14 protein-coding genes are annotated in these 13,819 nt (G+C 65.8%); 5 read left to right on the top strand and 9 right to left on the bottom strand.

What is annotated here, in order from left to right; all coding sequences use genetic code 11:
- Positions 1 to 96: 96 nt before the first annotated feature.
- Together AC3WT0_RS16035 and AC3WT0_RS16030 are read right to left on the bottom strand one after the other, a co-directional pair.
- Positions 97 to 1,143, bottom strand: a complete 1,047-nt coding sequence (locus AC3WT0_RS16035; RefSeq protein WP_492754448.1) for an alanine racemase — start codon at positions 1,141 to 1,143, stop codon at positions 97 to 99.
- A gap of 28 nt (positions 1,144 to 1,171) precedes the next feature.
- Positions 1,172 to 2,779, bottom strand: coding sequence for an MFS transporter (locus AC3WT0_RS16030; RefSeq protein WP_492754447.1), 1,608 nt, complete (start codon positions 2,777 to 2,779; stop codon positions 1,172 to 1,174).
- 93 nt (positions 2,780 to 2,872) lie between these two features.
- On the opposite strand from AC3WT0_RS16030, the gene AC3WT0_RS16025 reads away from it, so the two are divergent.
- The 3 genes from AC3WT0_RS16025 (at position 2,873) to AC3WT0_RS16015 (ending at position 5,607) form a co-directional block, all read left to right on the top strand.
- Entirely contained in the window at positions 2,873 to 3,958 is a 1,086-nt protein-coding gene (locus AC3WT0_RS16025; RefSeq protein WP_492754446.1) for a DUF2855 family protein, read from the top strand.
- 74 nt (positions 3,959 to 4,032) lie between these two features.
- Entirely contained in the window at positions 4,033 to 5,103 is a 1,071-nt protein-coding gene (locus AC3WT0_RS16020; RefSeq protein ID WP_492754445.1) for an FUSC family protein, read from the top strand.
- 120 nt (positions 5,104 to 5,223) lie between these two features.
- On the top strand, positions 5,224 to 5,607 hold the full coding sequence (locus AC3WT0_RS16015) for a hypothetical protein (protein WP_492754444.1): 384 nt from the start codon (positions 5,224 to 5,226) through the stop codon (positions 5,605 to 5,607).
- 11 nt (positions 5,608 to 5,618) lie between these two features.
- On the opposite strand, the gene glmS is transcribed toward AC3WT0_RS16015, so the two are convergent.
- The 3 genes from glmS to glmU are packed head-to-tail and all read right to left on the bottom strand — an operon-like array spanning position 5,619 to position 9,127.
- A complete protein-coding gene (gene glmS / locus AC3WT0_RS16010) occupies positions 5,619 to 7,442 on the bottom strand; it encodes a glutamine--fructose-6-phosphate transaminase (isomerizing) (protein WP_492754443.1) in 1,824 nt (607 codons plus the stop codon).
- Between the two features lie 21 nt (positions 7,443 to 7,463).
- Positions 7,464 to 7,775: a hypothetical protein gene (locus tag AC3WT0_RS16005; protein WP_492754442.1), complete on the bottom strand. Its 312-nt coding sequence runs from the start codon at positions 7,773 to 7,775 to the stop codon at positions 7,464 to 7,466.
- Entirely contained in the window at positions 7,772 to 9,127 is a 1,356-nt protein-coding gene (gene glmU / locus AC3WT0_RS16000) for a bifunctional UDP-N-acetylglucosamine diphosphorylase/glucosamine-1-phosphate N-acetyltransferase GlmU (RefSeq protein WP_492754441.1), read from the bottom strand. The genes AC3WT0_RS16005 and glmU overlap by 4 nt, the downstream gene beginning before the upstream one ends.
- 77 nt (positions 9,128 to 9,204) lie before the next feature.
- Here glmU and AC3WT0_RS15995 point away from each other — a divergent pair, with 77 nt between their 5' ends.
- Complete coding sequence (locus tag AC3WT0_RS15995; protein WP_492754440.1) at positions 9,205 to 9,897, top strand: HAD hydrolase-like protein; 693 nt, start codon at positions 9,205 to 9,207, stop codon at positions 9,895 to 9,897.
- A gap of 16 nt (positions 9,898 to 9,913) precedes the next feature.
- Here AC3WT0_RS15995 and AC3WT0_RS15990 read toward each other — a convergent pair whose 3' ends face one another.
- The 4 genes from AC3WT0_RS15990 to AC3WT0_RS15975 are packed head-to-tail and all read right to left on the bottom strand — an operon-like array spanning position 9,914 to position 12,448.
- Positions 9,914 to 10,939, bottom strand: a complete 1,026-nt coding sequence (locus AC3WT0_RS15990) for a nucleotidyltransferase domain-containing protein (protein ID WP_492754439.1) — start codon at positions 10,937 to 10,939, stop codon at positions 9,914 to 9,916.
- Positions 10,936 to 11,781, bottom strand: a complete 846-nt coding sequence (locus AC3WT0_RS15985; RefSeq protein ID WP_492754438.1) for an HprK-related kinase A — start codon at positions 11,779 to 11,781, stop codon at positions 10,936 to 10,938. Before AC3WT0_RS15985 ends, AC3WT0_RS15990 begins: the two co-directional genes overlap by 4 nt.
- Entirely contained in the window at positions 11,778 to 12,041 is a 264-nt protein-coding gene (locus AC3WT0_RS15980; RefSeq protein ID WP_492754437.1) for an HPr-rel-A system PqqD family peptide chaperone, read from the bottom strand. The genes AC3WT0_RS15985 and AC3WT0_RS15980 overlap by 4 nt, the downstream gene beginning before the upstream one ends.
- 5 nt (positions 12,042 to 12,046) lie before the next feature.
- Positions 12,047 to 12,448, bottom strand: a complete 402-nt coding sequence (locus tag AC3WT0_RS15975; protein WP_492754436.1) for a hypothetical protein — start codon at positions 12,446 to 12,448, stop codon at positions 12,047 to 12,049.
- A 113-nt stretch (positions 12,449 to 12,561) separates the two neighbouring features.
- Between AC3WT0_RS15975 and AC3WT0_RS15970 the strand changes: the two genes are divergently transcribed.
- Entirely contained in the window at positions 12,562 to 13,803 is a 1,242-nt protein-coding gene (locus AC3WT0_RS15970; protein ID WP_492754435.1) for a sensor histidine kinase, read from the top strand.
- Positions 13,804 to 13,819: the final 16 nt, after the last annotated feature.

Raw genomic sequence — 13,819 nt, 5'->3', positions numbered from 1 at the left:
CTCCCCCACCCGGCCTCCCATCCAGGATATGCTATGGGAGGCCGGGTGGGGGAGAGGGCCGGTGCCGCGCCCGATCCCGCAACGCTGGATCGGATCCTAACGCCAGACCCGGTCGAACCGTCGCCCGAAACCGGTCAGCAATTCATATTGCGACAGGCCGGACTGGGCGGCGGCAACCGGTAGGTCGAGATCGATCGTCAGCCAGTCGCCCTCGCGTAGCGCGGGCACCGCGCTGACGTCGATCGCGACCAGATCCATCGACACGCGCCCGAGCACCGGCAGGGGATGCCCGTCCGCCAAGGCCCGTCCATTGCCCGAAAAGCCACGCAGATAGCCATCGGCATAGCCGAGATTGAGGATCGCCACCTCGACCGGACGGCTGGCGACGAAGCTCGCGCCATAGCCGATGCTCTCGCCCGCCGCGACGTGCCGCCGCTGGAGGATCTGCGCCTCGGGATAAGCGACCTGCGCGATATGCCCGGCCGCTTCCGGCCGCGGCACCCCGCCGTAGAGCGCCAGCCCCGGCCGTGTCAGATCGAACGCATAATCGGGGCCAAGGCAGATGCCCGCCGAATTGGACAGGCTGAGGCGGGCGGCATCGACGCCCGCCGCGATCGCGACGAAGCGCGCGCGCTGCTCGGCATTCATCGCAACATCCTCGTCGGCGCAGGCAAGGTGGCTGAGCAAGGTCGCAACCCGAAGCCCGTCGAGCAGCCCTTCGCCGACCGCTTCGCCCGAAACACCGAGCCGGTTCATCCCAGTATCGACCATCACGTCACACGCGCCGCCGCCCGCCGCTTTCCAGCGCGCGACCTGCTCGGGCGAATTGAGGATCGGGCGCGCGACACCGCTCAGCGCGATCTCCATATCCTCGGCGCGCACGCCGTGAAGCACCGACAGCGAGAGTCCTTCGCCCAGCGGCGCAAGCGCCGCCGCCTCGGCCCAGGTCGCGACGAAGAAATCGCGGCAGCCCGCATTCGCCAGCCGCTCGCCGACCGCGCGCGCGCCGAGACCGTAGCCATCGGCCTTCAGCGCCGCGCCGCACGCTGCCCTGCCGCTCGCCACCGCCAGCCAGCGCCAATTGGCGACGAGCGCGGCGGAATCGAGGCTGAGGCGCAGCGGGGCAGACGGCGGAGCAATCATCCGATGCGGCCTAGCGAGGCGGCCCGCGCTAGTCGAGTTCCTTCCCCGCAGTCTCGGGCAGCCAAATCAAGGTGACGAGCAACGCCATCGCGACGACGCCGATCGTGTACCACAGCCCTGCGAAGGGATCGCCCGTGCGCGCGACGATATATTGGCTGATGAAGGGCAGGAAGCCGCCGAAATAGCCGGTGCCGATATGATAGGGCACCGACATCGAGGTGTAACGCGTCCGCGCCGGGAACAGCTCGACGAGCAAGGCCGCGACCGGGCCGTAGGTCATGCCCGAAAGCATGCCGATCACCACGATCGCGATGACGATCTCCGCCATCTGGACCGGACTGGGCGTGATCTTTTCGAGCCTGTAGCCGGCCGCTGTCAGCGCCGCATCCAGCGCCTTTGGATCGCCGGCATCGGCCTCGACCCCGCCGATCGTGACGTGCGGCGCAGCACCGGGCGTTCCCTCGGCCTTGGTATAGGCGATGCCTTTTTTCGACAGCGCGTCGAGCACGCGGCCGCACGCCGTTACCTGCCCCTTGGTCGCGAAGGGATCGTAGCGGCAGTCGCTGCCGGTGACGACGACGGGGCTGCGCTCCATCGCCGCCGCAAGCTCGGGGTTGGCCGCGCCCGCCATCCAGTGAAACAGCGGGAACATGAGCAGGATCGTCAGCGCATAGCCGATCAGGATCGGCTTCTTGCGCCCCACCTTGTCCGACAGCCAGCCGAACAGGATGAACCAGAAGACGCTGAACACCGCGCCGATGCCGATCGCGAGCCGCGCGGGCGTATCGGCGACGCGCAGCGTGTTCTGCAGGAAATAGAGCGCCTGGAACTGCGCCGTGTACCAGACGACGGTCAGCCCCGCCGCGATGCCGAACAGCGCGACGAGGATGCGGCCGACCTTGGGCCAGCTGTCGAAACTCTCCTTCAGCGGATTGCTGCTGATGTCGCCCCCCGCCTTCATCTCCTGGAAGACCGGGCTTTCCTTGAGCTTGAGGCGGATCCACAGCGAGACGGCGAGCAAAAGCACAGAAAAGAGGAAGGGAATGCGCCAGCCCCAGCCTTCCCACGCCTCTGTCGAGACCGCCCAGGTCGCACTGAGCACGACGATCAGGCTGAGCAGGAAGCCGCCGATCACGCTGGCCTGGATGAAGCTGGTGTAGAAGCCGCGCCGATTGTCCGGCGCATGTTCGGCGACATAGACGGCGGCGCCACCATATTCGCCGCCCAGCGCCAGCCCCTGCAGCAACCGGCAGATGACGAGCAGGATCGGCGCCGCGATCCCGGCCTGCGCATAGGTGGGGAGCAGGCCGACCGCCGCCGTTGCCGCACCCATCAGCGTCACGGTGACGAGGAAGGTATATTTGCGCCCCAGCCGGTCGCCGAGAAAGCCGAACAGCACCGCGCCCAGCGGCCGCACGCCGAACCCCGCGCCGAAAGTCGCAAGCACGAGCAGGAAGCCGGCCGTCGCATCGACCGCGGGAAAGAATTGCTTGGCGATGATCGCAGCGAGCGTGCCGTAGACGAAGAAATCATACCATTCGAAGACGGTGCCCAGCGATGAGGCGAGGATCACCAGCCGGTCGCGCTTCGCAATATCCTTACCCGACGGTTCGCCACTTATCGTCGCCATTCGCATCCCCTTTTATGTTATGAACGGGTTTCGCTTGCGCCTCCCATGGATGCAAGCGCTGTTGCGCATCGTTTCGTCATCGCGATCGGGGAGATGATCTTGAGCGAAGCCCAATATGGTTGCGTGGAATATCGCGTCGACCGCGCCGACCTGCGGCGCATGGCCGAGGCGGAACGGACGCTCGATTATGGCGATGGGCAGATCCTCGTCCGCGTCTCGGCTTTCGCCTTCACCGCGAACAACGTCACCTACGGGGCCTTTGGCGACGAGATGGCCTATTGGCAATTCTACCCGACGGAGGAAGGTTTCGGGATCATCCCGGTCTGGGGCTTCGCTGAGGTGATCCGTTCACGCTGCGCGGACATTCCGGTCGGCGAGCGACTCTATGGCTATTGGCCGATGGCGAGCCACGCGGTGCTCACGCCCACGCGCGTGCGCGATCACGACTTCATAGACGGCAGCGCACACCGCGCAGCATTGCCGCCTGCCTATAATCTCTATCTGCGCTGGTCGGGGCTGGGCCGCACCTACGACGAACGCGCCTATATGCTGTTCCGCCCGCTCTTCGTGACATCTTTCCTGATCGACGACTGGTTGGCGGAGCAAAGCTGGTTCGGCGCCAGGGCGGTGATCCTGACGAGCGCATCGAGCAAGACCGCGCTTGGCCTCGCCCAGTCGCTGAGCGTGCGCGAGGGCGCGCCGCCGGTGATCGCACTGACCTCGCGCCGCAACGCCGATTTCGTGCAGCGGACGGGCTATTATAACCGCGTCGTCACCTATGACGACCTAGCACCGCTCGACGGATTCGACAGCGCGATGGTCGTCGATTTCGCTGGCGACGGCGCGCTACGCGCCAAGCTCCACGAACAGTTCGGCGATCGGCTGCGCTACGACTGCGTCGTCGGCGCCTCGCATTGGGAGGATCGCGGGCCGCAACAGAAGCTGCCCGGCCCCGCCCCGACCTTCTTCTTCGCGCCGACGCATCTTGTCGAACGGATGAAGGAATGGGGGCCGGACGTCTTCAGCCAGCGTCTCGATGCTGCATGGGACGGCTTCATCGCCTCGACCAAGGCCTGGCTCGGCTTCAGGGAAGCCCGCGGCGGATCGGAGATCGTCGCTGCCTATACCCGCATGGTCGATGGCGGCATCGATCCGGCGTCGGGCGATATTTTTCATCCCGTCTGAAGAAGAACCGGCGGCGGCGCTCGCATTTTTTCGGCCGCCGCGATAGACAGCGCGCCGTGACATTGGACGATCGCTTGATTGCGCGCATCATCGGCGGGATCGAACCCGTCATGTCCGTGCTGCTCGCGATTCTGCTTGCTCACCTGCTCGGCGCAATCAACATCTCATGGGCCGCCTTCGCCGGCTTCGTCGTGATGCGTGGGCCGATCGGCGAAACGATCGCCCGCGGTGTCCGGCGCGTCGGCGGCACTGTCGCAGGCGGATTGCTCGCGCTCGCCATCGTCCCTCTAGTTGCACCCCATTGGCTGCTCGCCACCCTGGCGCTCTTCATCTTCGGAGCCGCCAGCCTTTATGCGGGGCTGACGACCAAGCACGCTTATGCCTGGCTATTCGTCGGGCTGACCTTCGCAATGGTGCTGCTCGACAAGATCGAGATGCCGCAGGTGGCGTTGGGCGCTTTCGTCCAGTCGCGGATCGTCGAGACGGCAGCGGGCTCCTTCGCTTGCCTGTTCATAGGCCTCATCTCTTCGGCGACGCTCCGCCGCCTGTGGCCGGCGACCGTATCGGCCGTAACGCCCCCCACGCGCTGGCATCCCGATGCGGCCCGGCACGCCGTCGAAGGCGGCGTAGCGCTCGCCATCCTGGCGATTCTATCGCACTGGCTCACCATTCCCGCCCTCGCCTCGGGCGCGATCAGCATCATGGCGGCGATGATCGTTCCGCTGTCCAATATCAGGGACAACGGACTGGAATCGGTGTCGAGGAAGTTTTTCCAGCGCTTCCTTGGCTGCGCGGCAGGCGCGGCATTTGCATTCGTCTGGCTTCTGCTGGCGCGCGATGCACCTGCCCTGTTGATCCTCGGCACGATCATCGGCGTGTTTGTCGGCCGCTGGATCGAGACGGGGAATCCATCCTATCGCTATATCGGCATCCAGTTCGCGCTCGCGGCGCTGATCGCACTGACGCCGGACAATTACGCCAATGCCGAAATCCGCCCGGGCATCGATCGGCTGACCGGCATCGTCATCGGCATGCTGATCCTCGAGCCGGTCCTGATCCTGTCCTACCTGCTGCGCGGCAAAGCAGGGCGCGCGACGCCGAAAGCGTCGACCGAGAGTCAGGAAATCCACATTAACTGCAAGTAATAGTTTGATTAAATCGCGTTAATGACATCTCGCAATCCTTGAGATTCGACAGTTTTGCGACGATGACGAGCAGACTGACACCTCCGACAGACTTGTCCGTCCGTGTCCAAGGAGCGGCATATGCGTAGCTTTTCGATGCTCTATCGTTCCATCGCCCTCACGACGATCCCGGCAGCGGCCATGGCAAGTACCCTGCCGTTCCACAACGGGGTTTACGTGCTGGAACGCGTGCCTTGCAAGGAGCCGCCGCTAGCCGCCATGATGGCCTATCGCGACGGCGCGTTCTCCTATCCCCACGCCACGAAATGCACGGACAAAGTGGTCACGAAATCGCGCGGCGTCTATCATGTCGTCGAAACCTGCAGCGCGCTCGGCGACGGAACCCCGGCCAACAGCGCGCCGCTGTCATATGACTTCAAGCCGCTGGACGCCCGCCGGTTCACGCTCGCAAAGCGCGCAAACGGAAAATCTCAGACTCAAACCTACCGCCTCTGCACGGCATAGCCGCTCGCGGATCACTCCACCGTCACGCTCTTCGCGAGGTTGCGCGGCTGATCGACGTCAGTGCCCTTGGCGACGGCTACATGATAGGCGAGCAACTGCACCGGCACCGCATAGACAAGCGGCGCGATCAGCGGGTGGACCTTGGGCATGGTGATCGTCGCGATGCAATTCTCGCCCGCCTGCTCGATCCCGTCATAGTCGCTGATCAGCACAACCTTGCCGCCGCGCGCCTGCACTTCCTGCATGTTCGAAACGGTCTTCTCGAACAGCGGGCCCGACGGCGCGATCACGATCACGGGAACATTCTCGTCGATCAGCGCGATCGGGCCGTGCTTCATCTCGCCCGCCGCATAGCCCTCGGCATGGATGTAGCTGATTTCCTTCAGCTTCAGCGCGCCTTCGAGCGCCAGCGGATAATCGGTGCCGCGCCCAAGATAGAGCACGTCGCGCGCGCCGGCGATGACATGCGCCATCGCCTGGATCGCCTCGTCATAGGCCAGGGCGCCGTTGAGCGCCGACGGCGCCTCCGCGAGATGCTTGACGATCGCCTTCTCCTCGGCTGTCGACAGCCGCCCTTTGGCGCGCGCAAGATTGGCGGCGAAGGCAGCGAGCACGGCGAGCTGGCAGGTGAAGGCCTTGGTCGACGCGACGCCGATTTCCGGCCCGGCATGGGTGGGCAGCAGCAGATCGGCCTCGCGCGCCATCGTGCTGGTCGGCACGTTGACGACGGCGGCGATCTTCTGCCCTTCCGATTTGGCGTGGCGCAGCGCAGCGAGCGTATCCGCCGTCTCGCCCGACTGGCTGATGACGATCATCAGCCCGCCTTCCTCCATCACCGGCGCGCGATAACGGAATTCCGACGCGACATCGATATCGACGGGGACACGCGCAAACTGCTCGAACCAATATTTGGCGACCATGCCCGCGTAGAAGCTGGTGCCGCACGCGACGATGGTGACGCGCCTGATGTCGGTCAGGTCGAAATCGGGGATGGGAAGCGAAACCTTCTCCTCCATCCGCTGCAGATAGCCGCGCAGCGTCTGCGCGACGACGATCGGCTGCTCGTAAATCTCCTTAAGCATGTAATGGCGGTGATTGCCCTTGGAGACGAGATCGCCGGTCACGCCCGAGATCGTGACGGGGCGCTCGACGGGATTATTATCCTTGTCGAAGATCTGCGCGCCGTCCTTGTCGATGACCACCCAGTCGCCCTCATCGAGATAGGCGATGCGCTGGGTGAGCGGCGCCAGCGCCAGCGCGTCCGAGCCCAGATAGGTTTCGCCATCGCCATAACCGACGACCAGCGGCGATCCGAGACGCGCGCCGACGAGCAGTTCGGGATGCTGGCGGAAGAGGATGGCGAGCGCGAACGCTCCGTGCAGGCGCGGCAGCACCTCGGCCACCGCTTCGGCGGGCGCCATGCCATTCTCGATCTTCTCGCTCACCAGATGCGCGACGACCTCGGTATCGGTCTCGCTGGTGAACGTGCGGCCGCGCGCGATCAACTCGTCGCGCAGCGCCTTGAAATTCTCGATGATGCCGTTGTGGACCAGCGCGACTTCGTTGGTCGCATGGGGATGCGCGTTGTTGGTGGTCGGCCCGCCGTGCGTCGCCCAGCGCGTGTGGGCGATGCCGGTATCGCCGGGAAGCGGATCGGCAGCGAGTTCCTTGGCGAGATTGACCAGCTTGCCGGGGGCACGGCGACGATCGATCGCGCCGTTATGAATGGTTGCGATGCCGGCCGAGTCATAGCCGCGATATTCGAGGCGCTTGAGCCCGTCGAGCAGCCGGTCCGCAACCGCTTCCTTGCCGACGATTCCAACGATTCCGCACATATTTGTCGATCCCTTGCCGCATCAATGCGGGAAATTGGTGTCCACGAAAAAACGAGAAAATTCCGCCGGGTCGGGCTCATGCCCATTGGCCGCGACGAACTTGGTCCGGCCCTTTTCCCAAACCTCGCGAATGGCGCCCGCCATGCCATCGGGAAAGCGCATCCGCTGCGCGACGATGGCGCGCCACGGCCCCGCCTCGCCGAACATCGCGTGATAGCTGGGCTCCATCGCGGTCAGCGCGGCATCGCTGGCGGCATCGAGATGCCCGGTCGCGTCGAGCACATAGCTCTCGAGCAGCTTGAGGAAAGGCTTGCCGGTATAACGGTCCGTCACTTCTTGGCCTTTCGCGCCAGCATCCGTTCGCGGAAACGCTTGGCCCAGCCGGCCTTCGCATCCTGCGGCGCGCGGGTCAGCGCCAGCGCGTCGGTTTCCACATCGGCGGTGATGACCGATCCCGCACCGACGATAGCACCGTCGCCGATCTTCACAGGCGCGACGAGCGCGCTGTTCGATCCGATGAAAGCGCCCGCGCCGATTTCGGTGCGATATTTGAAGAAGCCGTCATAATTACAAGTGATCGTGCCCGCGCCGATATTGGCGCCCGCGCCGATCTCCACATCGCCCAGATAAGTGAGGTGGTTGGCCTTGGCGCCCTCGCCCAGCTTCGCCTTCTTTACCTCGACGAAATTGCCGACCTTGGCCTTGATCCCGATCTCCGCGCCCGGCCGCAACCGCGCATAAGGGCCGATCTCGGCGCGCGCCGAGACGGTGGCGCCTTCGATATGGCTGAAGGCGTGGATGGTGGTGCCATCGCCGATGCTCACGCCGGGACCGAAGAAGACGTTGGGCTCGATGGTCACGTCGCGGCCGACCACCGTGTCATGGGCGAACCAGACCGTTTCAGGCGCGATCAGTGTTGCGCCGTCGATCATCGCCTGCGCACGGCGCACCGCCTGCCACTGCGCTTCGACCGCCGCCAGCTCGGCGCGGCTGTTCACGCCCGCGACTTCGCTCGCATCGGCCTCGATCACACGTGCGAAGCCGCCTTCGGCGCCGGCGAGCATCACGATATCGGGCAGATAATATTCGCCCGCCGCATTGTCGTTGCCAACCTTGGCAAGCAGACTGAACAGATCGGCCGAACGCACCGCCATCAGCCCCGAATTGCAGAGCGTGACGGCGCGCTCTTCGGCGCTGGCGTCCTTATACTCGACCATCTTCGCGATGCGCCCGTCGGCATCGGCGATCACGCGACCATAGGCGGCGGGATCGGCTGGGCGAAAGCCGAGGACGACCATGTTGGGTTTGCCGGGATCATGAAGCGCGTCGAGCATCCGCCGCATCGTCGCGCTGCTGACCAGCGGCACATCGCCATAAAGGATCAGCACATCGCCATCGAAACCGGACAACGCAGCTTCCGCCTGCTGCACGGCGTGCCCCGTGCCCAGCTGCTCGGGCTGCGTCACCGTGACGACACCCAGCGGTGCGACGGCATGCTCGACCTGCTCGCGCCCTGCCCCCACGACCACCACCGTGCGCGCCGGCGAAAGCCCCCCGACGCTCGCGATCAGGTGGAGGAGCATCGGCCGCCCGGCGATCGGGTGCAGTACCTTGTGGAGATCGGACTTCATCCGCGTGCCCTTTCCGGCGGCGAGGATGACGGCGGCGACTGGCGTGTCGATCATTCTGTTCCTGTCCTTGTGGGCGCCCAATCGCACGACGCGCTTGCCTTTGCCAGTAGGGGGCGGGCATGGCGGGGGCGATGACAGACTTTCCCTATGCGATCGTCGGCTTCGACCTCGACGGCACGCTCCTCGACACCAGCGCCGATCTGACGGCGGCGGTCAATCATACGCTGGCGTTGGAAGGCCGCCCGCCGCTCGGTATCGAACAGGTCAAGCCGATGATCGGCGGCGGCGCGAAGCTGATGCTGCAAAAGGGGCTGGAGCGCTCGGGCGGAGTGAGCGCCGATCTGGTGGCCGAGCTTTATCCCAAGTTGCTGCATTTCTATCGCGATAATATCTCGGGGGGCAGCGTGCCTTTCCCCGGCACGCTCGATGCGCTCGACGCGCTGGCGACGATGGGCGTCAAGATCGCCGTCGTCACCAACAAGTTCGAATCGCTTGCCGTAAAGCTGCTCGGCGAACTCGGCCTGGCCGAACGGTTCGCGACGATCATCGGCGGCGACACGATGGGCAAGGGCAACGCCAAGCCCTCGGCCGCGCCGATCGAAGAGATGATCCGGCGCTGCGGCGGCGGCGCTGCGGCGTTCGTCGGCGATTCGATCTACGATGTCGGCGCCGCGCACAATGCCGGCATTGGATGCATCGCGGTCAGCTTCGGTTTCCTGATGCAGCCGATCGAAGAACTGGGCGCCGATCTGGTGATCGACCATTATGACGAACTCCTCCCCGCACTCGAGCGGCTGGACGGCGCTATGGCGGCGCGCGCCTGATCGCGCGCTTGCCGCATCATGACATCGGCGAAAGGCGCTTGCGGCTCTTGATCCACAAATGCCGCGCCAGCATCGTAGGCGGCATGCGCAGCAGGTGGGAGCGCGCATAGAAAGCCGATCGCGTCACTGGCCGTATCGCCCGCCCCCAGTCATCCCGCGCCAGCAAATGATGGGCGAACAGTCGATCGAGCGCACCCGCCCTCCCTGCCAGCACTTCGTCCACCGGCGTCGCAAAAATGCGATAGGCGAGCCTCAGGGCGCGCGCCACGGACGGCGAAAGCCGGTGCAGCCGCGCACGTTCGTGAAGCCGCGTCCAATAGCCACCGACCGCGCCGTGCTCGCGCAACAGCCGATCGATGTCCCACAGGTTGCGCAATCCGCCCGACAGATCGCCGTCGGCGAAGAGATGCGCGGCGGCGTGAACCAGCATATCCTCGGGCGACAGCACCGCGAGCCCCTCGCCCAAACCCTCGCGCGCGGCGATCAGCGCAGTCGCATCCGGCTTCGGTCGTGCGGTCAGGGGTAGGATCGTGTGGTGCACGTCGATCATCCGGTCGCGTTCGGCGTGGATCAGCGGCGGCAGTTCGTGCATCCAGCGGCGATAATAGCCATCGTCATAGGGATCAGGCTTGGCCCATTCCCAACCCGCTTCGATCAGCGCCGCCTCGACATGATCGAGATCGGCCTGCGGCACCAATATGTCGAGATCACCGATCGCCCGCCCTCGCGCCGCGTCGAGCCCGGCCGCAGCATAGGCGGTGCCTTTGAGCAGGATCATCGGCACGCCGAGCGGCGCGATCGCCCGCCGCGCCATCTCGGCCTCCCAGAGCGCCGACCGCCGCGCCTCATCCGCAGCGGCGCGGGCATCGGCCATGATCCGCGCCACCGGATCTGGCAGCGGTAGGCCTTCCAGCCGGCCGGCAAGCGATCCGTCGAGCCGCTCGGCGCGCGCCGCTGCGATCAGCCCCGCCCAGTCGCCCTCCCCCAGCGGCAGGACGGAAGCAGGATCGCGCAGCGCGCGGACGAGCCGTTCGGCGCTCATGCCAGCTCTGTCCACAGCCGCTCGACCAGCGCCACCGCACTCTCGGTATCTGGATAGTCGATCGCACGCGCCGGCAGCGTCGTCACCAGCCGGGTCAGCGCATCGAACCCCGCCTCGCCCAGACGCACATAGTTGGTCGAGGCCTGCGTCAGGCGCATGAAGACTTCGCTGGTTCCTATCGCCCTTTCGGCGGGAGCATAACCGAAACGCGGGAACAGGATCAGCGCGGGCATGGCCGGCTCATCCATCCGCGCGATCGCATCCGCGTTCGGCCGCAAATGCCGGATGTCGCCCTTGGGCGTCGCCGCGAGCAGCGGCCCGAGCCGATCGCAGGGAAAGAGCGCGATCGCGCCGTTCTTCAGGCTCACCGCGCGGGGAAAGGGATGCAGTGCACCGCTCGCCGGATCGAGCAGCGCGAACTCATCGCCCATCAGGCGCCAGCCGCGATCGCCGAGCAGCGCCGCCAATGTCGACTTGCCCGATCCCGATGCGCCGGTAAGGATCAGCGCTCGTCCGTCGCGCTCGAGGCTGGCGGCGTGGAGCAGCAGCCAGCGACGCGCGCCGAGCGCCATCTGGAGGTTCATGCCCATCTCTGCGGCGAGCAGCCCGTGCGCGAGCGCCATCGGCGCGGCGTCCGGCAGTTCATAGTCGCCCCCGATCATCACCGAAGGCCGGATCCAGCGCCGCCAGGGCCGCACCGCCTCGAGCCGCACCGTGAAATCGGACACTCCTGGCTGCGGATAGCCGGCGTAAAGCCGTTGGAGCGCGCGAAGCGGGGCGCGCCAATGCGATCCGACCCGGAAGGATGCCGGGCCGACGCGAACGGCGAAACTGTGCCTCACAGCCGGACCACCAGCCCCACGGCTTCCAGTTCGGCCAGTCGGTTGCGCAAACCCGCCCGATCGGCCTCCTCGGCCGCCTCGATACCGAGGCGGCCGAGGAGCGTCGCTTCGTCCGCCGCACCGACGGCCAGCGCATCGATGAGATCGGGCATCGGATCTGCAAGCAAATGCGTCATGCCCGATCGGCGGTCATAGATGGCGGTCAGCGCATCGAGTTCGACGCGCTTCAGGTTCGACCGCGCTTCGAGGCGCCAGCGCATGGCCGTCAGCGGCGCGGCATCTGCAGCGAGGCATAGCAGGTGAAGCCGCTCGTCCCCTGCTGCAGCCGCCGGATATAGTTGGTGTAGGCGCGGCTCCGCTCATAATCGACGCCAGGCAGCGTGCCGCCCGACAGCGCTGACTTCACTTCCTCGCCGGTGAAGGGACGCATGGCCTGCGCGAAGGCACCCGGCGTATCGGCGCTGACGACCTGCCCGTCGGGCGCGATATGGCCACCCGCACGCGCCGCATCGGGCACCGAAATCTGGCAGTGCGTCACCGATGCGGCGGTCTGGGCAAGCGCGGGACGAATGGTGACGATCGCCGACGCACCGAACATGCCGGCGCGGAGCAAAGTCCGCCGGTCGGTCAGCCCCGGGCGCTTGCCGGATTGGTCTGCGTCACCCATGTGACGTCTTATCCTGCAAAGCCGCTTTCATAATGGTAAAACAATCGCAATGCAGAGCGCAGGTTTGCGGACCGGGCAAGGTGCCGCCGGGAGTGCTATGAATGCGATTCGCAATGCGTATCGAAGAACCTTTCCGAACTTTCCTCTCGCTATTGACGCTGGGCGCCGCCGCCACGGGAATCTGGCTGGTCAGCGGATCGATCGAAGCCACGCTGATCCTGATGGCGGCGGGTGGGCTGATGCTATGGCTGTCGCCGCTCCCGCCCGAACCGGAAGCACCCGCCACCGTCGACCCTTCGGATATTGAGGATCCGACGCAACCGCTGATCGACGCGGTGTCCGAGCCGCTGATGATCATCGCCGACGGTCGCGTCGCCCACGCGAACGGCGCAGCCCTCGCCTTACTCGGCAATCATATCGTTGGCGAGCAGGCGCGGCTCGCGATCCGTCACCCCGCCGCCATCGAGCGGCTTACCGGACCGATCGGCCTGCTCCCGCGGTCGCCCGTCGAGCTCGTCGGCCTCGGCACGCGCGAGGCGCGGTGGGAAATGCACGTCACTGCGTTCGGCGAAAAGCGCCGCATCGTCCATTTGAACGATCGCACCGGCAGCCACGCCGCCGAGCGGATGCGCGTCGACTTCGTCGCCAATGCCAGCCACGAGTTGCGCACGCCACTGGCGGCGATCCTCGGCTTCATCGAGACGCTGGGCGACGACAAGGCGGGCGGCGACCCGGCGACGCGCAAGCGTTTCCTGAAAGTGATGAATGACGAGGCGCGCAGGATGCAGCGGCTGGTCGACGATCTCATGTCGCTGTCGCGGATCGAGGCAGAGAAATATCGCCTGCCCGACACCCCCGTGGACCTCGCTCAGTTGGCGACCGAGGTGCATGCCATCCTGACCGACAGCGGCAACGAGCGCGGGCGCGATCTCGTCGCCGATATTTTCGAGCCGCTGCCCAAAGTGGTCGGCGACCGCGCCCAGCTTTCGCAGCTCATCCACAATCTGATGGGCAATGCGATGAAATATGGCCGTCCCGGCACGCCGGTGATCGTCCATGCCGAACCGGCAGGCGATGCGATGATCAAGCTCACGGTCAGCGACGAAGGCGAAGGCATCGCGCCCGAACACCTCCCGCGCCTTACCGAACGCTTCTACCGCGTCGATTCGGGGCGGAGCCGGGCAATGGGTGGCACCGGCCTTGGCCTCGCGATCGTCAAGCATATCGTCGAGCGGCATCGCGGCCGTTTCGACATCGCCAGCACCGTCGGTGTCGGCACCACCGTGACAGTCCTCTTGCCGGCGGCGGCGCCTGTGTCATCAAATCGTCAAATAACTGTCACACAGGACGAGTGAAGCGCTGCTAGGCGCG

The sequence above is a fragment of the Sphingomonas sp. EU05-FHT14C10 genome (genome assembly GCF_058790595.1).
Note: the sequence above shows the minus strand (reverse complement) of the source record. Positions and strands in the feature narration are given on the sequence as shown.